Here is a 22,315-nt window from a genome sequence, read left to right as displayed (position 1 = left end):
GAGGTTTGAGTGCCGTGGCCGGGTGACATGCCGGTGACGTGTTCCCCCGGCCACGGGTGCCGAAAGGTGGTGCGGTCAGAGGTTGGTGAGGTCCGCCGGGATGCGCGCCTCGCAGCCGTCCCGCAGGACGGTGCCCTCGATCAGGCCGTAGGGGCGGTCGGCGGCGAAGTACACGGCTCCGTCGGCGGTGTCGTTCTTCAGCCCGAACGGCTCCAGGTCGACCAGGAAGTGGTGGCTGTTGGGGAGGGAGAAGCGGACCTCGTCTATCTCCCCGCGGTGGTCGATGATCCGCGCGCCCATCTGGTACAGCGTCTGCTGGAGGGAGAGGGAGTAGGTCTCCGCGAAGGCCTGGAGCATGTGCGTCCTGACCTGCTCGTAGGACGTCTCCCAGTCGGGCATCTGCTGTTCGTCGCCGGTCCAGTTGAAGCGCCAGCGGCCGGAGACGGAGGTGGCGAGGATACGGTCGTAGGCCTCCTTGAGCGTCGTGTACTTGTCCTTGACGTAGCCCCAGAACTCGGAGTCGGTGGAGTTCAGCACCGTGAGGTCCTTCAGCCCGGAGACGACCTCCCACCTCTCACCGTCGTAGGTGATCTGGGTCAGGCGGGTCTCCTGGCCCTTGCGGACGAAGGAGTGCCCGCCCTCACGTCCGTCGGAGGCCGCGATGCGCTCCCAGGCGTACTCCTCGATGCGGATGCGCGCCCGGTGGATGGGCTCCTGCGAGGTGACGAAGTGGCGGGCGAGGTGGATGCCGAACTGTTCGGCCGACTCGACGCCGTGCTCCTTGGCGAAGGCGAACACGGTGTTCTTGGTGGTGTCGGTCGGCAGGACGTTCGCGTTCGATCCGGAGTAGTGGACCTCCTCCATGTCGCCGGAGAGGGCGACGGAGACGTTGAGGTCCTTGATGTGGTGGGTGGCGCCGTCCCGCGTGACCTTGACGACTCGGTTCTCGGCCTTGCCGTACTGGTTCTGTCCCAGGATCGTGGGCATGGTGTGCTAGCTCCCTCGGTAAACGGAGTAGCCGAACGGGTTGAGCAGCAGCGGTACGTGGTAGTGCTCGCCCGGGACGACGGCGAACGCGATCGCCACCTCGGGGAAGAACACTCCGGCGCCGCTGTCCCGATTCGCGGGGGCGTCCTGCTGCGCCTCGGCTTGCTTCTCGGCGTCGTTCTTCTCGAAGTACGGCTCCACGGCGAAGTCGAGCCGTACGTGGGTGGTTCCCTCCGGCAGGGCCGGCAGGTCCTTGCACCGCCCGTCCGCGTCGGTGGCGCTGCCGCCGAGCGCCCTCCAGTCCGCGTCCCGGCCCGCGCGGGCGGAGAGGTGGACGGCGACGCCCCCGGCGGGGCGGCCGACGCTGGTGTCCAGGATGTGCGTGGACACGGACGCGGTGGTGTCGGTGCTCATGTCAGTCCTCTTCGGCGTCTGCGAGGCGGGCCAGCCGGATGCGGTTGATCTTCCCCAGTTCGGTGCGGACGATCTCGCGCTCCCGCTCCGGCGTGTTGCCGAGGCGTTCCCTCACGGCGTCGCGCATCTGCTCGCCGGTCCGGCCGGTGGCGCAGATGAGGAACACATGGCCGAACTTCTCCTGGTAGGCCAGGTTCAGTTCCAGCATCTCGGCCTTGAGTCCTTCCGGGGCGCCGGCCATCCCGCTCTGCTCCCGGGCGGAGGCCGGGTCGCCGGGCCGGGGGCGGCCGATGGGCGGGTGCCCGGCCATCGCCTCCTCCAGGTCCGCCGTGGTCAGCTCGGCCGTGGCGGCGTCGCTGGCGGCGTACAGGTCGTCGGCGGTGGCGTACGGGCGGGCGGTGAGCAGGCGGCGGGCCCAGGCCGTGGCGGCGCAGGCCTCGTGGAGTGCGGCGAGCGCCGCCTGCTCCTCCAGGGCGTTGAACCGGGCCAGGCCCGGTGGCGTGGATGTCGACGTCACGGGAGCCTCCGTGGCCGCGAACGGCCTAGTGCTGCGAACGGGCGTGCCGACAGTGAACGCCGTCACGCCCCATGCGTCAACAGTTTGTTGAAAATTCGGGGAGACAAAGAGGAGCGCCCGCCGCCCGGGGGATTCAGGAGCCCTTTTCGCGGTTGAGGTAGTTGTAGACCGTGAAGCGGCTGACCCCGAGCGCGCTCGCCACGGTCTCCACGCCGTGCCGCACGGCGAAGGCGCCGCGCGCCTCCAGACCGCGCACGATCTCCTGCTTCGCCCTGCGGTCCAGGTCCGCCAGCGGCATGCCCTTGCGGCGCTCCAGCGCCGCGAGGATGTGGTCGAGGGAGTCGGCGAGCTGGGGCAGCCGGACGGCCACGGCGGCGGCGCCCTGCCAGGAGAGCACGACATCGTCGGGCCCCGCCTCGTCCGGCGGGACCATCTCGCCGCCCATGGCGTCGACCAGCGGCTTCACCGCCGCGATGAAGGCGTCCTCACCGGCACCGGTCACCGGCCGTCCTCCTCGACCACGTTGATCTGGAGCGAGACGCGGGTGGCGCCGGCCGTCAGGCTCCGGCGCAGCAGCGCGTCCACGGCGGTGAGCACCGCCTCGGCGCCCCCCTCGACGGTGTTGCCGAACGGGCCGACATCCACCGCGTCCAGTTCGGCCGCCTCGACGACCTGCCGGGCCACCACGGCGTGCGCGGGCGCCTCGTCGAGGTCGAAGGGCTCGGTCGTGAACTCCACTCTCAATCGCACGAGGCCCAACCTAGCGGCTGCGGGACGGCCGGGGGAGGCGCGTTCCGCGGCGGCCCTCAGGGGCTCGCGGCGGGCCGCAGCGGGCGGGGCTGGGCCCGCGCCCCTTGACAGCCGCTCCCGGCCACGGGCAATCTTCCAGTGAGCAGAAAGCAACTTCCACCATACGGAATTATGAGAAGGAGCGCGAGCCCGATGGGATGCACAGAGCAGCGCTTCAACGTCAACCTGTCGATCCTCTTCACGGAACTCCCGCTCCTGGAGCGGCCCGCGGCCGCCGCCGCGGCCGGCTTCGGCGCGGTCGAGCTGTGGTGGCCCTGGGTCGACTCCCCCACCCCCGGCCGGTCCGAACTGGACGCGCTGCGCAAGGCGATCGAGGACGCGGGCGTCCGGCTCACGGGCCTGAACTTCTACGCCGGCCGGCTGCCCGGACCCGACCGCGGGGCCCTGTCCGTCCCCGGCGAGGAGTCCGAGCGGTTCCGCGCCAACGTCGACGTGGCCGCCGGTTTCGCGGAGTCCCTCGGCTGTACGGCCCTGAACGCGCTGTACGGCAACCGGGTGGACGGCGTGGACCCGGCCGAGCAGGACGCGCTCGCGCTGGAGAACCTCGCCCTCGCCGCCCGGGCCGCCCACCGGATCGGGGCCGTCCTGCTGGTCGAGGCGCTGAACGCGCCCGAGTCGCCGCGGTACCCGCTGGTGTCGGCGCCGGCCGCGGTGGGCGTGGTCGACGAGGTCAACGCGGCCACGGGGCTGGACAACGCCCGCTTCCTGATGGACCTCTACCACCTGGCCATGAACGGCGAGGACCTGCCGGCGGTGATCGACCGGTACGCGGAGAGGACCGGCCACGTGCAGATCGCCGACAGCCCCGGGCGCGGCGCCCCCGGCACCGGGTCGCTCCCGCTGGAGGACCTGCTGGACCGGCTGCGCAAGGCCGGTTACGACGGCCGGGTCGGCCTGGAGTACAAGCCGGGCGACCGCCCGAGCGCCCAGGCCTTCGACTGGCTGCCCCGCGAGGCCCGCTGACCACCCTTCCCTTACCGAGAGGCACCCATGAGCAATCTTCCCAAGGTTTCCTGGATCGGCCTCGGCATCATGGGCTCGCCCATGTCCGAGAACCTGATCAAGGCGGGCTACGAGGTCACCGGCTACACCCTCGAACGGGAGAAGCTGGACCGGCTGACCGCCGCGGGCGGCACCGCCGCCGCCTCCGTCGCCGAGGCGGTACGGGACGCCGACGTGATCATCACGATGGTTCCCGCGTCCCCGCAGGTCGAGGCCATCGCGTACGGCCCCGAGGGCATCCTGGAGAACGCGCGCTCCGGCGCCCTGCTGATCGACATGTCCTCGATCACCCCGCAGACCTCGATCGACCTGGCCGCCGCCGCGAGGGACAAGGGCATCCGGGTGCTCGACGCCCCGGTGTCCGGCGGCGAGGCGGGCGCGATCGAGGCGGTGCTGTCCATCATGGCCGGCGGCGAGCGGGCCGACTTCGAGGAGGCCGGGCCGGTCTTCGAGGCGCTGGGCAGGACGATCGTGCTGTGCGGCCCGCACGGCTCCGGTCAGACCGTGAAGGCCGCCAACCAGCTGATCGTCGCCGTGAACATCCAGGCGTGCGCCGAGGCCGTGGTCTTCCTGGAGAAGTCCGGCGTGGACCTGGCGGCGGCGCTGGACGTCCTGAACGGCGGGCTGGCCGGCTCGACCGTGCTCAGCCGCAAGAAGGACAACTTCCTGAAGCGGGACTTCACGCCGGGCTTCCGGATCGACCTGCACCACAAGGACATGGGCATCGTCACCGACGCCGCCCGCACCGTCGGCGCGGCGCTGCCCGTCGGCACCCTGGTCGCCCAGCTGGTGGCCGGGCTGCGCGCCCAGGGCGACGGCGGCCTGGACCACTCCGCGCTGCTGCGCGCGGTCGAGCGGCTGTCCGGCGCGCGGGTCTGACGCCCGCCGCACCCCGAGATCCCCGGGCGGCGCCGGCGCCGACACCTGTCCTGTCGCGCCCAAGGCGGCGGCGCCGCCCGGAACCCACCCCGCCCACCGGTTCGGCAAACCGTTGATCCGTGGGCACGAACGACTCGCGTACGGCCCCTGACGGAAGGTCGGGGCCGTGCGCGCAGCCCGCGGTGACGCCGTACGGCCCGGACGAGGGTGACCGGACGGCGCCGCGCGGGCGGGGCAGGGGCGCCGCGGCGGCCCGCGAGCCAGTGCGGTGGTCAAGGCCGCGGGCCTCCTCCTTCGACCTGAGGGGAGGAGCCCGGGAGCCGTCGCGGCCGCCGCGGCTCCCCTGCCCCTGCTCTCCGGCGCCCGGACGCGGACGGTTCCGCGTCCGGGCGCTCACGGCTGCTGCCGGGGTGCGGATCGGCGCGGGGAGCAGCAGCCTGGGGGCATGGCACACCCAACGGAGCATCCGCACATCGTGGTGCACTCGCCGGCCCTGGACGGCAGCCGGCGGGTCACCTCGGGCGACGAGACGCTGGGCCTCGCCACGCACGCCGATGACGTGGGCGAGATCCTCCGGCTGGCCGACCTGTACGTCACCGACGTCGAGGAGAGCGACCTCATCGAATGGCAGGGCGGCGGCCCCGACGACTGGCCGGGGCTGTCGGAACACCACGAGCCGTAGCCGCCGTACGGCATCGGCCGTACCCGGGCTACGGCACCCTCAAATGAACCTCTGAAGGCGGCCCCGGGAGGCTTCGGCCGCCCTCGCCGGCGGGCACACTCCTCCCACACGGGGCCCGCCGGCACGGGGGCGGCGGGCCCCCGTCGAGGGGGTGTCCTGACATGGCCGACACCGGGGGCGTCCGGGGGACGCCGCACGAGATCGCCCTGCTGGCCGCCGGTCCGCGCGCCGCGGTCGTCGTCGCCGTCGTCGCCCTCCAGCTGCGGGGCGCCGTCGAGGCGGGCGCGCCCGGCACGATCCGGGCGGTCGACGGCGAGGCCGGGCGGTCCCTGCCGCCGCTTCCGCCGCCCGAACAGCTCCTGGAACAGGGAGAGGGCGTCCCGGCCGATCTGCGGGCGCCGTACCTGGAGAGCGCCGTGTACCACTGCCTGGAGGAGCCCTCGGACGTACGGGAGTTGCTGCGGCACCCGGATGTCCGCTGGGCGGTGGCCGAGGTGCGGACCGGGCTCGCGGAGGCGGGGATGCTGCGGTATCCGCTGCTGCTCGGACCGACCAGGGCGGCCCGCAGGCGGCTGCGGACGCTGCGGAAGGCGTTTCCGCTGCCGGCGAGCAGACGCGGTCTGCCGGACGAGGCGAAGCTGCTCGCCGTCGCCCTGCACGGCGAGGCCGCCCTGCGCGTCCTCGCCCCGCGCTTCGCTCTCCGCGCGGGCCTGATCGAGCGGGTGAGCCTGAGGGAGAAGAGCCTGATCCGCCACTCCCCGCGTGGCGGCACCTACGGGAGCGGCCGCGGCTCCCTCTACTGCGGCGGGGGCGGCGGCGGAAGCAGCGGAGGGGGCTGCGGCGGAGGCGGCGGCTCCGACTGAACGCCGGTCCGGGCACACCGCGTCGGGCGGCCCATCCCCTGGACGGACCGCCCGACGCCGAGCGTGACGCAGGCGTACGGGGTCAGACCTTCAGGGTTCTGATCGCTGTCGGCGCGTGCTCCGGGTCGGTGGCGAGGTCCTCGAACTCGGTGACGTCACCGATGTCGTTGGTCGTCGACATGGAGATGTCGGTGACGCGCTCCAGGATCGCCTCGACGACGACCGGCACGCGGAACTCCGCCGCGAGCTTCTTCGCCCGCTCCAGCGCGGCGCCCAGTTCGTTCGGGTCGGTGACCCGGATCGCCTTGCAGCCCAGGCCCTCGGCGACCTTGACGTGGTCGACGCCGTAGACGCCCAGCTCCGGGGAGTTGACGTTCTCGAACTCCAGGTTGACCTGGAAGTCGATGTCGAACGCCCGCTGCGCCTGCCGGATCAGGCCCAAGTAGGCGTTGTTGACCAGGACATGGACGTACGGGATCTTGTGCTGTGCCCCGACCGCCAGTTCCTCGATCATGAACTGGAAGTCGTAGTCGCCGGACAGGGCGACGACCTGGGCCTCCGGGTCGGCCTTCGCCACCCCCAGCGCGGCGGGGACGGTCCAGCCGAGCGGGCCCGCCTGGCCGCAGTTGATCCAGTGCCGCGGCCGGTGGACGTGCAGCAGCTGCGCTCCGGCGATCTGGGAGAGGCCGATGGTGGAGACGTACCGGGTCTCGGGTCCGAAGGCCCTGTTCATCTCCTCGTAGACGCGCTGCGGCTTGATCGGGACGTCGTCGAAGTGGGTACGGCGCTGGAGCGCGGCGCGCTTGTCCTGAGCGGCGGCCGCCCAGGCGGAGCGGTCGGGCAGCCGGCCGCCGGCCCCGAGCTCCTTCGCCACCTCGACGAACAGCTCCAGCGCGGCGCGCGCGTCGGAGGCGATGCCGTAGTCGGGGGCGAAGATCCTGCCGATCTGGGTGGGTTCGACGTCCACGTGGACGAACGTCCGCCCGGCCGTGTAGACATCGAGCTTCCCGGTGTGGCGGTTGGCCCAGCGGTTGCCGATGCCGAGGACGAAGTCGGACTCCAGGAACGTCGCGTTGCCGTAGCGGTGCGAGGTCTGCAGACCGACCATGCCGGCGTTGAGCTCGTGGTCGTCGGGGATGACACCCCAGCCCATGAGCGTCGGCACGACCGGTGTGCCGGTCAACTCGGCGAACTGGACGAGAAGTTCGGACGCGTCGGCGTTGATGACGCCGCCGCCGGCGACGATCAGCGGACGCTCGGCGGCGCTGAGCATGCCGAGGGCCTTCTCGATCTGGGCGCGGGACGCGGCGGGCCGGTAGACCGGGAGCGGCTCGTAGGTGTCCGGGTCGAACTCGATCTCCGTCGTCTGCACGTCGATCGGCAGGTCGATCAGGACCGGTCCGGGCCGGCCGGAGCGCATCAGATGGAAGGCCTGCTGGAAGACGCCGGGCACCTGTGCGGCCTCCAGGACGGTCACCGCCATCTTGGTGACCGGCCCCGCGATGGAGGCGATGTCGACGGCCTGGAAGTCCTCCTTGTGGATCACGGCGGTCGGCGCCTGGCCGGTGACGCACAGGATCGGGACGGAGTCGCCGATGGCGGAGTACAGGCCGGTGATCATGTCGGTGCCCGCCGGGCCCGAGGTGCCGATGCAGACACCGATGTTGCCGGCACGGGTGCGGGTGTAGCCCTCGGCCATGTGCGAGGCGCCCTCGACATGGCGGGCGAGGGTGTGGGTGATGCCGCCGGACGCTTTGAGCGCCGCGTAGAAGGGGTTGATCGCCGCTCCGGGGACACCGAAGGCGTCGGTGACGCCCTCGCGCTTGAGGATCTCAACTGCCGCGCGGGCAGCGGTCATTCGAGCCATCGAGTACTCCTGCTCCGACTGTCGGATTCGCACTCCCGTCGCGCCCCGCGGTGAGCTCTTCCGTATGGTGGAATATGTTTTCTACGATCTGGAATGAATGTAGGCGGGGGTGTCGAAGGACGTCAAGAGAAGGGCAAGTGCCGGACACGGGCGGGCCGGAGGAGGACGATGGGCACCGCCTCGAGAACACGGGAGTGGGGTCATGGCCCAGAGCGTGCCGGTGCGCTGTCCCGCCTGTCGGCGCGCGCACCGTTTCACGGCACCGTCGTACCCCTGCGCCTGCGGTGCGCCCGTCGCCCCGCCGCTGGACCTCGACGGCGTGCCCGGCACCGTCGACCACCGCGTCTGGCGGGAGGAATGGGTGACCCTGCGCTGCGGGTGCTGCGGGCTGCGCGGTGAGTGGCCGCGGCCCGAACTGGGCTGCCCCTGCGGGACGGTGCTGCGGATCCCGGTGGCCGGCCCCGAGGCGCCCCTGCCGGCGGGCAGGCCGGAGCGGCCCGCCTTCCGTCCGGTGCCGATCCGCACCGCGCGGGACGCGGTGACGGCCGCCGTGCTGTACCTGCGGCGGCTCGGCCACGAGGACATCCGGCGCGCGGACCAGCGGCCCCCGTCCGGCATCGGGCTGGCCGGCCGGGGCGTCCTCGCCCAGGTCGACCCGTCGGCGCGGCCGGCGACCATGCGGGACGTGGAGTGCCTGTGGCTGACGGCGATGACCGAGTCGTCGGCGTGCCTGTACTTCTCCCTGACCGGGTACGCCGAGGAGGCCCGGGCCCGCGCCGACACCCTCGGTGTCCCGCTGTTCCTGCTCGACCTCACCGGAACCCCGCAGCCCGTGAACGGCCCCGCGGACGCGCTGGACGCCGACGGGGCCTGAAAACCCGGCGACGCGCCCGCCCCGGACGTCCGATACTCGGCGGATGCGCATCCGTCCCGCCGCCCCCGGCGAACTGCCCGCCCTCCAGGACGTCGAACGGGCGGCCGGCACCCCGTTCCACGACGTCGGCATGCCGGACATCGCCGAGGACGAGCCGCCCGCCCTGGACCTGCTGGAGCGCTACCGGCGGGCGGGCCGCTGCTGGGTCGCCGCCGTCACGGACGACGACCGGCCCGTGGCGTATCTGATCGCCGAGCCGGTGGACGGCGCGCTCCACGTGGACCAGATATCCGTCCACCCCGCCGCGGCCCGCCGGGGGGTGGGCCGGACCCTCCTCGCGCACGCCGCGAGCCGGGCCCGCGAGGAGGGTCTGACCGCGCTGACACTGACCACCTTCACCGACGTCCCGTGGAACGCCCCCTACTACGCCCGCCTCGGCTTCCGCACCCTCACCGAGCCCGAACTCACCCCCGGGCTGCGGCGCATCCGCGCCGAGGAGGCCGCGTACGGGCTCGACCGGTGGCCGAGGGTGTGCATGCGCCGGGACGTGCCGCGCCCGCGGGCGGACCGCCTCCGGTGAGGCGGAGGCGGTCACCACCTTCGGGGCCGCCCAGCGCTATCCCGTCGCGTACCGCTCCCGCAGCTCCACCTTGCGCACCTTTCCGGAGACCGTCATGGGGAAGGCGTCGAGGAGCCGGAGCCGGCTCGGGATCTTGTAGTGGGCCAGCCGGCCCTCGCAGAAGGCGCGCAGTTCCTCCAGGGTGAGCGGGTCGGCCGCGTCGCGCGGGATGACACAGGCCAGCACCTCCTCGCCGTAGCGCTCGTGAGCGACCCCGACGACCTGCACGTCCGCGATCTTCGGGTGGGCGTAGAGGAACTCCTCGATCTCGCGCGGGTAGATGTTCTCCCCACCCCGGATGATCATGTCCTTGATACGGCCGACGATCTCGACGTAGCCGTCGTCCCGCATCACCGCGAGGTCCCCGGTGTGCATCCAGCGGCCCGCGTCGACGGCCTCGGCGGTCTTCCCCGGTTCGTCCCAGTAGCCGAGCATCACGCTGTAGCCCCGGGTGCACAGCTCACCGGAGGTGCCGCGCGGCTGTGTCACGCCGGTCGCCGGGTCGACGACCTTGACCTCGATGTGCGGCAGCACCCGGCCGACGGTGCCGGTGCGGTGCTCCAGGTCGTCGTCCATGCGGGTCTGCAGGGAGACCGGGGAGGTCTCGGTCATGCCGTAGCAGATGGAGACCTGCTCCATGTGCATCTCGGCGACCACCCGCTTCATCACCTCCACCGGGCAGGGCGAGCCCGCCATGATGCCGGTGCGCAGCGACGTGAGGTCGTACGACGCGAAGTCGGGCAGGTTCAGCTCGGCGATGAACATGGTGGGCACGCCGTAGAGGGAGGTGCAGCGCTCCCGCTGGACGGCCTCCAGCGTGGCCCGCGGCTCGAAGGAGGGGGCCGGGACGACGATGCAGGCGCCGTGCGAGGTGGCCGCCAGGTTGCCCATCACCATGCCGAAGCAGTGGTAGAACGGCACCGGCAGACAGACCCGGTCCTGCTCGCTGTAGCCGACGGTACGGCCCACCCAGTAACCGTTGTTGAGGATGTTGTGGTGGGAGAGGGTCGCGCCCTTGGGGAAGCCCGTGGTGCCCGAGGTGTACTGGATGTTGATCGGGTCGTCGCAGCTCAGCCCCCGGGCGACGGTGTCGAGTCGTTCGGCGGGCACGGTGGCCGCGGCCCCGGTGAGCGCCTCCCACGACGGGTCGCCGATGTAGACGGTCTCCCGCAGACCGGGGCAGGCGCCGCGCACTTCGTCCACCAGTGCCCGGTAGTCACTGCCCTTGTGGGCGAGCGAGGCGACCAGCAGGCTGATGCCGGACTGCTTGAGCACGAACTCCAACTCGTGCGCCCGGTAGGCCGGGTTGATGTTCACCATGATCGCGCCGATGCGGGCGGTGGCGTACTGCACCAGAACCCACTCGGGGCAGTTGACCGCCCAGATGCCGACCCGGTCGCCGGTCGCGATGCCCTTGGCCAGCAGTCCGCGCGCCACCTCGTCGACGGCCGCGCCGAACTCGGCGTAGGTCCAGCGCCGTCCGGAGGCCACGTCGACCAGGGCCTCGCGGTCCGGCCACGCGGCGATCGTACGGCCCAGGTTGTCGCCGATGGTGTCGCCGAGCAGCGGCGTCCCGCCGGTCCCGTGCGCGTAGGAGAGTTCGGTCACCGGAAGTCCTCCTCGCGGTACTCGTCGGCGGAGCCGGCCGCCGTGGCCTCGCGCAGTTCGATACGGCGGATCTTGCCGGAGACGGTCTTGGGCAGCTCGCCGAACTCCAGCCGGCGGATCCGCTTGTACGGGGCGAGCGCCTCGCGGGAGTGCTCGAAGAGCACCTTCGCGGTCTCCGGGCCGGGCTCCCAGCCCTCGGCGAGCACGATGTACGCCTTGGGCACGGCCAGCCGCAGCTCGTCCGGGGCGGGCACCACGGCCGCCTCGGCGACCGCCTCGTGCTCCAGCAGGGCGCTCTCCAGCTCGAAGGGGCTGATCTTGTAGTCGCTCGCCTTGAAGACGTCGTCGCTCCGCCCGACGTACGTCAGGTACCCGTCGTCGTCCCAGGCGCCGATGTCCCCGGTGCGGTAGTAGCCGCCGGCCATCGCCTCCGCCGTACGCTCCGGGTCTCCGTGGTAGCCGGCCATCAGGCCCACCGGGCGGGCGGAGAGGTCGAGCGCGATCTCCCCCTCGGCGGCACCGGGCGCGCCGGAGACCGGGTCGAGGAGTTCCACGCGGTAGCCGGGGCTGGGGCGGCCCATGGACCCGGTCTTGAGCCTCTGTCCGGGGCTGTTGGAGACCTGGACGGCCGTCTCGGTCTGCCCGAAACCGTCCCTGATGGTGACGCCCCAGGCGCGCCTGACCTGTTCGATGACCTCGGGGTTGAGCGGCTCACCGGCGGCGACGACCTCGCGGGGCGGGGTGCGCAGCCGGCCGAGGTCGGACTGGATGAGCATGCGCCACACCGTCGGCGGGGCGCAGAAGGTGGTGACGCCGGCCTTGTCCATCTCGGCCATCAGACGGGGCGCGTCGAAGCGGGTGTAGTTGTGCAGGAAGACGGTCGCCTCGGCGTTCCACGGGGCGAAGAGGTTGGACCAGGCGTGCTTGGCCCAGCCGGGCGAGGAGATGTTGAGGTGCACGTCACCGGGTTTCAGGCCGATCCAGTACATGGTGGCCAGGTGCCCGACCGGGTACGAGGTGTGGGTGTGCTCGACCAGTTTGGGCCGGGCGGTGGTGCCGGAGGTGAAGTACAGCATCAGGGGGTCGTCGGCGAGGGTGGGCCCGTCGGGCGTGAACCGCTCGGCCGCGCCGTGGGCGTCGGCGTACGGCAGCCAGCTCGGGCCGGCGCCCTCCCCCACCGCGATCCGGGTGTAGTCGCCGGGCACCTCGTCGAACTTCGCGGTGTCGGCGGCGCGCGCGATCACGTGCGCCACCCGGCCCCGGTCGACACGGTCGCGCAGGTCGGCGGGGCCGAGCAGCGGGGTGGCCGGGATGACGACGGCGCGCAGCTTCATCGCGGCGAGGGCGGTCTCCCACAGCTCGGCCTGGTTGCCGAGCATGACCAGCACCCGGTCCTCGGCGGCCACGCCCCGCTCCCGCAGCCAGTTCGCGACCCGGTCGGAGCGGCGGGCGAGGGCGGCGAAGGACAGCCGGGTCTCCTCGCCGTCCTCCTCGACGAGGTGCAGGGCGGTGCGGTCGTTGCCGTCGGCGATCACGTCGAACCAGTCGAGCGCCCAGTTGAACCGGTCGGGCCGGGGCCAGGCGAAGTCCCGGTAGGCGGTGGCGTAGTCCTCGCGGTGTTCCAGCAGGAAGTCCCGGGCCCTGCGGAACGCGTCCGTCCCCGTTGTCATGTCTCCTCCTTGTGCCGGACCCTTGCCGGGCGGCTCTGCGTCATCGTGTAATCCGTGACGCAGGTCTCACTACCCCCGAACGGGGGTGTGCGTCCGCTCAGGAGCCGCGATGAAGGGGCGAACAGGTGAACGCTGACCCGATGTGGGCGGGGGACGCGGTGGAGATCCGCGGGGCGCTGGCCCGGCTGCGGCGCGCGACCGGGCTGCCGGTCGCCTTCGGCGGGCTGGTGGAGTCCGGGCGCCGGCAGGTGCGCATCAGCGAGCTGAGCGGCACCGCGACGCCCGCGCTGAGCGCGCTCGCGGTGACGTCGGGCAACGGTCTGGGCGGCAAGGCGGTGGCGCTCGCCCGGCCGTGCGCGGTGACGGACTACTCCGTCTCCCGGCAGATCAGCCACGAGTACGACGGCCCGGTGGCCGCCGAGGGCCTGCGTGCCGTGGTCGCGGTCCCCGTGGTCGTACGGCGGCGGGTGCGGGCGGTGCTGTACGGCGCCCTGCGCGCCGCCCAGCCGCTCGGCGACCGCACGCTCGGCGAGGCGGTGCAGACGGCGCGGGACGTGGAGCAGGCGCTGGTGGTGCGGGAGGAGGCGGCGGAGCTGCTGGCGGCGACCGCCCCGCCGCCGGAGCCGGAACCGGGGTCCGGAGCGGCCCGGGAGCAGGTCCGGGAGGCGCACGCGGCGCTGCGGGCGCTCGCCCCGCGGATCGCCGACCCCGCGCTGCGGGCCGAGCTGCTGGAGGCCTGCGCCCTGCTCACCGCCGGCACCGCCCCCACCGCGCCGGTACGGCTGGCGCCGCGGGAGGTGGACGTCCTCGCCTGCGTGGCGGCCGGGGCGACCAACGGCGCGGCGGCGGAGCGGCTGGGGGTGACGGCGGAGACGGTCAAGGCGTATCTGCGCTCGGCGATGCGGAAGCTGGGGGTGCGGACGCGGGGGCAGGCGGTGGTCGCGGCCCGCCGGGCGGGGTGGTTGCCATAGCTTTGCGGCGTTTTCCCGTACCGGGCATTACCAGCGGTACATGTTTGGATTTATCGTTGCCGCGCCCGCTGTAATTTGCCTCACTACACCGTCCGTCCGGAATTGAGGAGCCTGTTGCCTAATATTGGCCAGGACACGCCACACGGAGGGGAGCGGTGACCGTGCGACGGGACTTCAAGGAGCCTGCCAGGTACCGCCCCGACCTGGTCATCGGCAGGGAGGAGCTGTTCTCCGACGCCCGGGAGCAGCTTGCCCGCGGGGGCAGTGTGCTGCTCCACGGTCCTGCCGGAATAGGAAAATCGACCGTGCTGCGGGCACTTGCGGCGGAAAACGCCGGGGCCACGCGGACGGTGCTGCGCTGCTCGGCCACGGAGTCCGAATCCCATCTGCCGTTCCTGGCCCTGGCCGACCTGTTCGGCCTGGTCCTCGACGACGTGGCCGCCGCGCTGCCCGCCGCCCAGCGCACCGCCCTGGAGTCGGCGCTCACCGGACGCGGCGAGTCCACGCTCCAGCGGGACGGGCTCGCGCTGCGGCTGGCGGTGCTGTCCACCCTGCGCGCGCTGGCCGCCGAGGGGCCGGTCCTCGTGGTCGCCGACGATCTGCAGTGGCTGGACCCGGCCAGCGCCGAACTGCTCGGTTTCGCCGCCCGGCGGCTCGGCGACAGCCCGGTGCGGATGCTGTGCGCGGTGCGTACGGACGGCGAGGAGTACGACCGTCATCTGCGCGCCTGCCCGCCGGACACGCTCGCGGTGCGGCTCGGCCCGTTCTCCCGTACGCAGGTGTCCGCGCTCCTCGACCACCGCGGCTACACCGGTCTGTCCCGCTCCACGGTCCGTGACATCCACCGCACGAGTGCCGGAAACCCGCTGTTCGCGCTGGAACTGGGCCGCGCCCTCGCGGAGAGCCCCGCCCGGCCCCGGCCGGGTGAGCCGCTGCCGGTGCCGACGTCGCTGCGGGCGCTGGTGCTGAGCCGGCTGGAGATGCTGTCGGACGAGGCGCGCCGCACCCTGCTGGTGGCGAGCGCGGGCGCCCGCCCCACCCTGGCGCTGCTGCACGCGGCCGGCCGGGACAACGCCGAGGCGGAGACCGCCCAGGCCGCCGCCCTGGGCCTGCTGGCCACGGACCCGGAGGAGCCGGCCCTGCGCTTCGCGCATCCGCTGATCTCGGCCGCCCTGTACGCGGAGGCGCCGGCGCGGGAGCGGCGGGCCGCGCACACGGCACTGTCGACGGCGGCGTCCGACCCCATCGAGCGGGCCCGGCATCTGGCGCTGGCCGCCACCGGCGCCGACCCGGAGGTGGCGGCCCGGCTCGCGGAGGCCGCAGCCCTGGCCCGGGACCGCGGGGCGCCGTCGGTCGCCGCCTCGCTCGGACTGCTCGCCGCCCGGCACACCCCGGACGGCGGCGATCCGGGACCGGACGCGCGGCGGCTCCAGGCCGCCGAGGACGCGATCACCGCGGGCGAGGCCGATCTGGCCCGGGACATAGCCAGGGAGGTGCTGACCCGGGCGACGGTGCCGGCGGAGCGGGTGCGGGCCTGGATGGTGGTCATCGAGGCGGCCGGACAGGCGCTCGGCGAGGTGGACGCCGTCTTCCCGCAGGTGCTGGCCGACGCCGGGGACGACCCCCGGCTGCTCGCCCTGGTCCACTACCAGCTGGCCTGGCGCGAGGTGGTGGTGGACGGCGACTTCGCCAAGTCCCGCCAGGAGGCCGCCCACGCGGCGGAACTGGCCGCCCGGGCCGGCGACCGGCGCACCGAGCTGATGGCCCTCTCCTTCCAGTCGTCCACCGAGACCCTGATGGGCCACCCGGACGCTCCCGCCACCATCCAGCGGGCGCTCCAGGCGCCGCAGGTCCCGGATGTGGCCAGCCACCACAACGGCGCCGCGAGCGCGAGATTCCGGTGGCTGCTCATGAGCGACCAGCTGCCGGAGGCCCGTACGGCCATCACCGAGCTGCTGCGGGAGGCGCGGCGGCGCGGCATGGTCGAGAGCGAGGTGCACTTCTCGCGTCTGCTCGCCGACACCGAACTGCGCTTCGGACACTGCGGCCGGGCCCTGGAACTGGCCGGCGAGAGCCTGCGGCTGGCCCGGGACTCCGGGATCGGCGAGAGCGCCTCCGCCATGCTCGCCTCGCTCGCCGAGGCGTCGGGCGGGGACGTCGACCGGGCGCTGGCGCTGGCCCGCGAGGCCGCGGACCACGCCGAGGTGGACGGCGACCAGTTGTACCTCTCGCTTGCCCTGGCCGCCCTGGGCTACGCCCAGTTGGTGGCCGGGGACGCGCAGGGCGCGGTGCGCTCGCTGTGCCGGGTGCGGGAGCTGGAGCACGGCATGGGCGTCAACGACCCGGCGCGGGGCCGCTGGCAGGGCGACCTCGCCGAGGCGCTGGTGCGGATCGGTGAGCCCGGCGAGGCGCAGGAGCTCATCAACCTCACCCGGGTGCACGCGGTGCGGCTGAACCGGGCGAGCGTGCTGGCGGTGCTCGACCGCGCGGAGGCGCTGGTGCGCGCGGCACGCGGTGAACACCAGGCGGCGCAGGCGCAGTTGATGTCGGCGCAGGAGCGGCTCGCCAAGCTCGGGTACGGACTGGAGGAGGCCCGGGCCGCGTTCGCGCTGGCGCGGCTGCGCTCCCGGAAACCGGGGCCGGGCGGGTACGAGGAGGCGGCGCGGCTGTTCCGCCGCTGCCGTGCGCTGCCGTGGCTGCGGCAGGTGGACAGGGCGGTGGCCGCCGGTCCCGCGGAGGCCGAGCCCGTGCCGGCCGCGACGCCGGCCGTGCTGGACGGGCTCGCCTCGATGGAACGGCAGGTCGCCGCGCTGGTGATGGAGGGCGCCACCAACCGGGAGATCGCCGGGCGGCTGTTCATCAGCGTGAAGACGGTGGAGGCGACGCTGACCCGCGTGTACCGCAAGCTGGGCATCCGGTCCCGCGTGGACATCGTCCGCCTGGCAGCGGGGCGGCGCACGCCGTAGCGCGGCACGCGGGGCTGTCCTCGCCCCCGCCGCCCCTTCCCGTCCCGACCCCGGGGGCTGCGCCCCCGGACCCCCCTTCGGCCCTACGGGCCTCGTCCTCAAACTCCCCCGGAGGGGGTGCCCCCAGGGCGGGCCAGATCAGCCCCTCCGGCGTTTGAGGAGCGGGGTCTGGGGCGGAGCCCCGGGACGGGACGGGAAGGGGCGGCGGGGGCGGGAAACACCCGTGGGGGACCGAGGGTTATCCCTGCCCCAACTCCCTTAGGGGGTTCCCTCATTGGGGGCGACAAGCAACCGGCCGTAGCGTGAACGCCGTGCCGCTCGCCGGACACACGGAGGCCCGAGCCCCCGGGCTCGACCCCCGCCCCGCGCGACCCCCCACCGGCAACCCGTGAGGAGACCCATGTCCGGGCTCACCCGCGCACCACACCGCTGCCTCGCAGGCCCAGCTCCGCGGACGATCGACCCCATGAGTTCCTGAGTACCCCTCAGGCGCAGACCAGGGGGCGTTGCGAGCTTCCACGAGCAGCCCGCAACGCCCCCTTTCCATGCCCCGGTTCATCCCCGCACCGCACCGAAGCGGACGTCGTACGCCGTGCCCGGGTGCATCACCCGCAGCATCCGCTCCCCCTCCGCCGTGACCTCTTCCCGGCGCGCCCTGCCGAGCGGGGCGAACGGCTCGATGACGAGGGCGTGTTCGTCCAGCCGCCACAGCCCCGCCAGAAATCCGTCGACGAGGAGGGTGCGGTAGGCGATGTTCCCCGACCAGGTGCGGCCCCGGTACTCGGGCGGTACGACGCGGGTGCGGTCGGCATGGGAGAGGAGCAGGTTGTCGAATTCGGGCAGGAAGCGGGGCGGGGCCGGGGTGTCCGGGTCGGGGCGGGGCGCGTCCGGGAGGTCGAAGAGCTCCGTGCCGCCCTCGTCCCGGAAGGTGACGAGCCGGGGACGCAGGCGTTCGAAGGCCTCGCGCAGCCGGGTCAGTCCGGCCCAGGTCTGCATGTCCTTCACGGAGGCCGGTCCGAAGGCGGCGAGGTAGCGCAGCACCGTGTCGTCGGGTGTCGCGGGGGCCGGTTCGGCGGGCCGGCCCAGCCAGTGCTCGGCGGTGGTGAGCACGACCTGCCCGCTGCGGCCCCACAGCCCGCGCGGGGTGGTTTGCACCAGCGGCAGCTTGCAGCGGGCGGCGACGGAGAGCGCCTGCGGGTCGGCGTCGGGCCACTCGGTCAGCAGGGCCTCGCGCAGTTGCCTCATCGTGCGCGGCTCGGCCTCGACGAGTTCACGGGCGAGCGCGGCGAGCCGGTCCAGGTCGACGCCGGTGAGGCCGCTCCGGAACTGGTTCAGTTCGCGGTCGCGGGCGGGCTGCACCAGGGGCCGCAGGGTGAGGCAGTCGTGGACGGTGTGGGTGTGGAGGGTCGAGCGCACGGTGACGATGCGGACCACCTCACGGTCGGCCATCGGCCGGGACAGCGCCTCGGGGGTGAACCCGTCGAGACGGGCGGCGAGCGCGTAGTACGGCGGCTTGACGTTCTGCGCCTGGAGGCCGAGCAGATGCCCGACCGCGTCCCGGGCGGACATCGGCGCGGGACTCAGCAGCAGCTGCCGTTCGAGCGTGGCCCGGTTGAGGGCCCGGGTGCCGAGTACGGCGGCCGGCGGCGTGGCGACGCTCCGCTTCGTCTTCGTCATACCGGCACGCTAGCGGGGCTCGCGGTCAGGTCCTGCCCGCAACCACGGCGGCGGCGCACATTCAGGACATCCCGCGCGGGCGAGTAACACCGCGGCGGTCCGACGGCGCTGTCCTCCATGGGCCCGTCGGGTCCGTCCTGGTCGGACAGGGCGGTCCCGATCGCGCCCGCCGGTACGACTCCCCCCACACACGAAGGACGAGCGCCCGTGACATCCCATCCCCCCGCCAAGGATCAGCTGCCGGTCTACGACGGACTGGTGCGCGAACTCGGTGACGTCGTGGCCGAGGCGCGCGAGGTCGCGGAACAGGCCCGGGACCAGGCCTGGCAGGGCCTGGCCGGCAACCCCGCCGCCCCGGGCGGCCCCCGGCAGCAGCGGCCCGCCCGCTGAGGGCCGTACGGCCGTGACCCGGCCGGTTGCGTTCCGCCGGAGTGGGGCACTCGGGGCCCCGTGGACGAACGAGAACGCAGGGGACCGGGAAAGGTCCTGCTGACCGGGTGGTTCAGCTTCCGCGACGGCGAGGCCACCGCCGGTGACGTGCTGGCACTGCGCCGGGTGGAGGAGGTGCTGCGGGGCTCCGGGACGGCGTACGACGTCGCCTGGAGCCCCGGCTTCCTGCCGGACGCGCTGCACCTCGACGACGTACGGCCCGGTGACTACTCCCATCTGGTGTTCGTGTGCGGGCCGCTGCACGGGCCGCAGGTCGAGGAGCTGCACCGGCGTTTCGCGCACTGTGTGCGGATCGCCGTGGGCACGTCGGTGATCGATCCCGGTGACGCGGCGGCGACCGGCTTCCACAGCGTGCTGGCCCGGGACGCCCCCGGCAGCGAGCCGTCCGAGGACCTGGCGGCCCGCGCCCCGGCGGTGCCCGCGCGGCCCGTGGTCGGGGTGGTCCTCACCCACGGGCAGCAGGAGTACGGGGAGCAGCGGCGGCACGGACAGGTCGCGGACCGGGTGACGCGCTGGCTGGCCGGGAAGGACTGCGCCCGGCTGGAACTGGAGACCCGGCTGGACACCCGGGACTGGCATCTGAGCGCGACACCCGCGCAGGTGCAGTCCGTGCTGGCGCGCCTCGATCTGGTCGTCACCGACCGGCTGCACGGACTGGTGCTCGCGCTGCGGGTCGGCACGCCGGTGCTGGCGGTGGACCCGGTGGCGGGCGGTGCCAAGGTGAGCGCCCAGGCCCGCGCCTGCGGCTGGCCGGCGCTGCTGTCCGCCGAGCAGCTGGACGAGCGCCGGCTGGAGCGCTGGTGGTACTGGTGCCTGACGTCGGGCCGGGTGGCCGCGCGGCAGGTCCGTGACTCCTTCCGGGACGGCCGGTCACCGGACGGGGCGGACCGGCTGATGGAGGTGCTGGCGCCGCGCGCCACCGCCGGTTAGCCGCGCCCGTGTCCGGGCACCCGGGAGTCCCCCCGGCCGCCCGGTTCCCGCGGTCGAGCCGGTCCTCGCGGTCGTCCCTGGAGGAGAGACGGTGTCCATCGGTCGGCTTCCCGAACACGAACAGCACATCCTCGACGAGATCGAGCGGACACTGCGCCGCGACCGCCGGCTCGACCGGCGGCTGCGCACGCTCCGGGTCCGGCGGGGCCCGGACGTGACGCGCCTCCTGGCACGTGTGGCGTCCTGCCGGCCGCGCGGGTGGACGGTGGCGGCGCTCCTCGCGGTCTCCGTCACGCTGATGGTGACCGGCATCGTCACCTCGGCCCCCTGGGCGATCTGGTGCTTCGCCGCCGTGTGGCCGCTGACGCTGTTCGCGGGGTTCCGGCTGCTGTGCCGGTGGTCCGGCGGCTGAGCGTTTGTCCCCGGACGGCGGCGGGGACCCGGCCGGGGCAGGAGGTGATCGTCGTGCCCGAACCCGGAAGCAAAAAGTACGACACCCGCCGGGCCCGGCTCCGCAAGGACGCCGAAGGGTCCGGTGTCTCCGACCAGGACGCCAACGCGGCCGCCAACGAGGAACTGCAGGAGGGCGAAGGATGGCGCAGCCGCGGCCCGCGCACCGAACGCGGGCGCGGACCGAAGGGCGAACGCCCGGGCGGTACGGACTGAACGCACGTGTGCCGCGCGTGTGACGCACGTGTGACGCTGCGGGGCCCGCTCGCCGGTGAGGGTGAGCGGGCCCCGGCGCATGTGTCAGCCGGTGTAGCGGCGGGCCGTGGAGCTGCGCTGGGCGGGTTCCAGCAGACGCAGCCGGGACTCCACCTCGTGGGGCAGGACGCGGCGTTCGCGCAGGACCCAGGGCAGGGCGGCCGCCGCCTCGGCGAAGGCGAGCAGGGAGGCGGTGTCGCGCGGGACGGTGCGCGCCAGGTTCAGGGTGCGGCGCAGCGCGGGCCCGGCCGGGCGGCGCAGCCAGGTGAACCAGAGGGTGTTGCGGATGCCGTGCCTGCGGCGCAGGGTGGGGTCCCGGGTGGTGGAGGCCTGGTGGTGGATCGTCAGGTGGTCGGCGTAGGTGAGCCACCAGCCGTCGGCCGCGAGGTCGGCGGCCAGCAGTTCCTCCTCGCCGCCGAGCCAGAGCCGCGGGTGGAAGCCGCCGGCGGTGCGGAAGGCGTCGGCGCGCAGGACCGTCGCGGCGGCCAGGAACGAGCCGAGTGCCGGTCCGGGCAGCCAGGGCGGGCCCGGTACGGGCGAGTGGCGCAGTTCGCGGACGATCGGGTCCTCGGTGCCGTCGGGTTCGACGATGATCCGGGCCGTGACCGAGCCGAGCGCCGGGTGCCGGTCCAGCAGGTCGGCGGCGCCGGCCAGGGATCCGGGCGACCACCACGAGTCGTCGTCGCAGAAGGCGACGTAGGGCGTACGGACCTCGCGCACGGCCAGGTTGCGGCCGACGGCGCCGAGGTTGCGGCCGGGGCGCAGCAGCCGCACGTCGGGGTGGTGGCGGGCGACGGCTTCGGCGGTGCCGTCGGTGGAGCCGTTGTCGGTGACGATCACTCCCGGTTTCTCGGGGAGCCCGGCGAGGTGGCGGAGGGTGCGCAGGAGTTCGGGGCGCCGGTTGTGGGTGATGACGACGACGGTAGTGCGGGGGTCGGTCATGCGGTCGTCCCCTCCAGGAGGCGGGCGGCCCTCTCGACCTGCGGGGGCAGGGGCCGGCGTTCGCGCAGGGCGGCCGGCAGCCGGACGAGGGCCTCGCGCAGGGCGCGGCGTGCGTGGTGGTCGCCGCGTGCCTCGGCGGCGAGGGCCCGGGTGCGGGCGAGGGCGTAGGGGACGGGGCGGCGCAGCCAGGCGGTCAGGAGTGCGTTGCGGCGCTGGAGCGCCGGGCGGCCGGTGCGGGGGGCGGGGGCCGGGTGGTGGTGGGCGACGACGTCGGGGCAGTGGGTGACGCCCCAGCCGCGCGCGGCGAGGTCGTAGGCGAGCAGGGTCTCCTCGCCGCCGAAGAACAGCAGGCGGTGGAAGCCGCCGGCGTCGAGGTAGGCGCTGCGGCGGACGACGGCGCCGCAGGCGAGGAAGCCGAGCACCTGGGTGCCGGGGAGGTCGGTGGCCGGGCCGAGCGGTGAACCGGCGAGGACGTCGTTGAGCGGGTCGGGGTCCGCCGCCGGGCCGACGAGCATCCGCGCGGCGATCAGTCCGAGGCGGGGGTGGGCGTCGAACAGTTCGACCGCCCGGCCGAGCGAGCCGGGCGCCCACCAGGAGTCGTCGTCGCTGAACGCCACGTACGGGGTGTCCAGGGCGCCGGCCCCGTGGTTGCGGGCCAGGGCGCCGTGGTTCACCGGGAGCGCCAGCAGGCGCACCTCGGGGAAGTCGCGGGCGACCATGTCCCGGGTGCCGTCGGACGAGGCGTTGTCGGCGACGAGGATCTCGGGCCGCTCGGGCAGTTCGAGCAGCCGCCGCAGGGTGACGGCGAGCCGTTCACAACGGTCCCGGGTGGCGATGACGACGCCGAGGGGGCGGTGATCCGTCATGGCACGTTTCCCTTCA

Annotated in this window: 23 protein-coding genes; 12 read left to right on the top strand and 11 right to left on the bottom strand. The window is 73.6% G+C overall.

Annotated features, from left to right (window positions below):
* Positions 1-75: 75 nt before the first annotated feature.
* The 5 genes from pucL to ACZ434_RS11700 all read right to left on the bottom strand — a co-directional run bounded on the left by pucL (position 76) and on the right by ACZ434_RS11700 (position 2,668).
* A complete protein-coding gene (gene pucL / locus ACZ434_RS11720) occupies positions 76-987 on the bottom strand; it encodes a factor-independent urate hydroxylase (protein ID WP_468454358.1) in 912 nt (303 codons plus the stop codon).
* A 6-nt stretch (positions 988-993) separates the two neighbouring features.
* Positions 994-1,401: a hydroxyisourate hydrolase gene (gene uraH, locus ACZ434_RS11715; protein WP_468454356.1), complete on the bottom strand. Its 408-nt coding sequence runs from the start codon at positions 1,399-1,401 to the stop codon at positions 994-996.
* 1 nt (position 1,402) lies between these two features.
* On the bottom strand, positions 1,403-1,918 hold the full coding sequence (uraD, locus tag ACZ434_RS11710; RefSeq protein ID WP_468454354.1) for a 2-oxo-4-hydroxy-4-carboxy-5-ureidoimidazoline decarboxylase: 516 nt from the start codon (positions 1,916-1,918) through the stop codon (positions 1,403-1,405).
* A gap of 133 nt (positions 1,919-2,051) precedes the next feature.
* Positions 2,052-2,420: a helix-turn-helix domain-containing protein gene (locus ACZ434_RS11705; protein ID WP_468454352.1), complete on the bottom strand. Its 369-nt coding sequence runs from the start codon at positions 2,418-2,420 to the stop codon at positions 2,052-2,054.
* Positions 2,417-2,668: a thiamine-binding protein gene (locus ACZ434_RS11700; protein WP_468454350.1), complete on the bottom strand. Its 252-nt coding sequence runs from the start codon at positions 2,666-2,668 to the stop codon at positions 2,417-2,419. Before ACZ434_RS11700 ends, ACZ434_RS11705 begins: the two co-directional genes overlap by 4 nt.
* 192 nt (positions 2,669-2,860) lie before the next feature.
* Between ACZ434_RS11700 and ACZ434_RS11695 the strand changes: the two genes are divergently transcribed.
* From ACZ434_RS11695 to ACZ434_RS11680, 4 genes are all read left to right on the top strand, one after another.
* Positions 2,861-3,691, top strand: a complete 831-nt coding sequence (locus tag ACZ434_RS11695; protein ID WP_468454348.1) for a TIM barrel protein — start codon at positions 2,861-2,863, stop codon at positions 3,689-3,691.
* Positions 3,692-3,718: 27 nt separating this feature from the next.
* Positions 3,719-4,609, top strand: a complete 891-nt coding sequence (locus ACZ434_RS11690) for a 2-hydroxy-3-oxopropionate reductase (RefSeq protein ID WP_468454346.1) — start codon at positions 3,719-3,721, stop codon at positions 4,607-4,609.
* A gap of 445 nt (positions 4,610-5,054) precedes the next feature.
* Entirely contained in the window at positions 5,055-5,291 is a 237-nt protein-coding gene (locus ACZ434_RS11685) for a hypothetical protein (RefSeq protein WP_468454344.1), read from the top strand.
* A gap of 161 nt (positions 5,292-5,452) precedes the next feature.
* Complete coding sequence (locus ACZ434_RS11680; protein ID WP_468454342.1) at positions 5,453-6,154, top strand: TIGR04222 domain-containing membrane protein; 702 nt, start codon at positions 5,453-5,455, stop codon at positions 6,152-6,154.
* An 82-nt stretch (positions 6,155-6,236) separates the two neighbouring features.
* On the opposite strand, the gene gcl is transcribed toward ACZ434_RS11680, so the two are convergent.
* Positions 6,237-8,021, bottom strand: a complete 1,785-nt coding sequence (gene gcl / locus ACZ434_RS11675) for a glyoxylate carboligase (protein ID WP_468454340.1) — start codon at positions 8,019-8,021, stop codon at positions 6,237-6,239.
* A 202-nt stretch (positions 8,022-8,223) separates the two neighbouring features.
* Between gcl and ACZ434_RS11670 the strand changes: the two genes are divergently transcribed.
* Positions 8,224-8,895, top strand: coding sequence for a hypothetical protein (locus ACZ434_RS11670; protein WP_468454338.1), 672 nt, complete (start codon positions 8,224-8,226; stop codon positions 8,893-8,895).
* A 43-nt stretch (positions 8,896-8,938) separates the two neighbouring features.
* Entirely contained in the window at positions 8,939-9,475 is a 537-nt protein-coding gene (locus tag ACZ434_RS11665) for a GNAT family N-acetyltransferase (RefSeq protein WP_468454336.1), read from the top strand.
* A gap of 36 nt (positions 9,476-9,511) precedes the next feature.
* Here ACZ434_RS11665 and ACZ434_RS11660 read toward each other — a convergent pair whose 3' ends face one another.
* Both ACZ434_RS11660 and ACZ434_RS11655 read right to left on the bottom strand, forming a co-directional pair.
* Positions 9,512-11,122: an AMP-binding protein gene (locus ACZ434_RS11660; RefSeq protein WP_468454334.1), complete on the bottom strand. Its 1,611-nt coding sequence runs from the start codon at positions 11,120-11,122 to the stop codon at positions 9,512-9,514.
* A complete protein-coding gene (locus tag ACZ434_RS11655) occupies positions 11,119-12,792 on the bottom strand; it encodes an AMP-binding protein (RefSeq protein WP_468454333.1) in 1,674 nt (557 codons plus the stop codon). Before ACZ434_RS11655 ends, ACZ434_RS11660 begins: the two co-directional genes overlap by 4 nt.
* 140 nt (positions 12,793-12,932) lie before the next feature.
* Here ACZ434_RS11655 and ACZ434_RS11650 point away from each other — a divergent pair, with 140 nt between their 5' ends.
* Both ACZ434_RS11650 and ACZ434_RS11645 read left to right on the top strand, forming a co-directional pair.
* Positions 12,933-13,763 carry a helix-turn-helix transcriptional regulator gene (locus ACZ434_RS11650; protein WP_468454537.1) on the top strand — a complete coding sequence of 277 codons (831 nt, stop codon included), beginning with the start codon at positions 12,933-12,935 and terminating at the stop codon, positions 13,761-13,763.
* A 155-nt stretch (positions 13,764-13,918) separates the two neighbouring features.
* Positions 13,919-16,729, top strand: a complete 2,811-nt coding sequence (locus ACZ434_RS11645; protein WP_468454332.1) for a helix-turn-helix transcriptional regulator — start codon at positions 13,919-13,921, stop codon at positions 16,727-16,729.
* Positions 16,730-17,284: 555 nt separating this feature from the next.
* Here the strand turns inward: ACZ434_RS11645 and ACZ434_RS11640 are convergent.
* Positions 17,285-18,406 (bottom strand): winged helix DNA-binding domain-containing protein, encoded by a 1,122-nt coding sequence (locus ACZ434_RS11640; protein ID WP_468454331.1) that lies wholly within the window; start codon positions 18,404-18,406, stop codon positions 17,285-17,287.
* Positions 18,407-18,613: 207 nt separating this feature from the next.
* Here ACZ434_RS11640 and ACZ434_RS11635 point away from each other — a divergent pair, with 207 nt between their 5' ends.
* The 4 genes from ACZ434_RS11635 to ACZ434_RS11620 all read left to right on the top strand — a co-directional run bounded on the left by ACZ434_RS11635 (position 18,614) and on the right by ACZ434_RS11620 (position 20,452).
* Positions 18,614-18,796, top strand: a complete 183-nt coding sequence (locus tag ACZ434_RS11635; protein ID WP_468454330.1) for a hypothetical protein — start codon at positions 18,614-18,616, stop codon at positions 18,794-18,796.
* 60 nt (positions 18,797-18,856) lie between these two features.
* Positions 18,857-19,786, top strand: a complete 930-nt coding sequence (locus tag ACZ434_RS11630) for a polysaccharide pyruvyl transferase family protein (protein ID WP_468454328.1) — start codon at positions 18,857-18,859, stop codon at positions 19,784-19,786.
* Positions 19,787-19,877: 91 nt separating this feature from the next.
* Positions 19,878-20,198: a DUF3040 domain-containing protein gene (locus ACZ434_RS11625; protein WP_468454326.1), complete on the top strand. Its 321-nt coding sequence runs from the start codon at positions 19,878-19,880 to the stop codon at positions 20,196-20,198.
* Positions 20,199-20,251: 53 nt separating this feature from the next.
* On the top strand, positions 20,252-20,452 hold the full coding sequence (locus ACZ434_RS11620) for a hypothetical protein (RefSeq protein WP_468454324.1): 201 nt from the start codon (positions 20,252-20,254) through the stop codon (positions 20,450-20,452).
* An 84-nt stretch (positions 20,453-20,536) separates the two neighbouring features.
* Here ACZ434_RS11620 and ACZ434_RS11615 read toward each other — a convergent pair whose 3' ends face one another.
* Positions 20,537-21,433, bottom strand: a complete 897-nt coding sequence (locus ACZ434_RS11615) for a glycosyltransferase family 2 protein (RefSeq protein WP_468454322.1) — start codon at positions 21,431-21,433, stop codon at positions 20,537-20,539.
* Complete coding sequence (locus ACZ434_RS11610) at positions 21,430-22,299, bottom strand: glycosyltransferase family 2 protein (RefSeq protein ID WP_468454320.1); 870 nt, start codon at positions 22,297-22,299, stop codon at positions 21,430-21,432. The genes ACZ434_RS11615 and ACZ434_RS11610 overlap by 4 nt, the downstream gene beginning before the upstream one ends.
* Positions 22,300-22,315: the final 16 nt, after the last annotated feature.

Source organism: Streptomyces sp. NPDC030893 (genome assembly GCF_055571535.1).
This window is presented reverse-complemented; position numbering and strand designations above follow the sequence as displayed.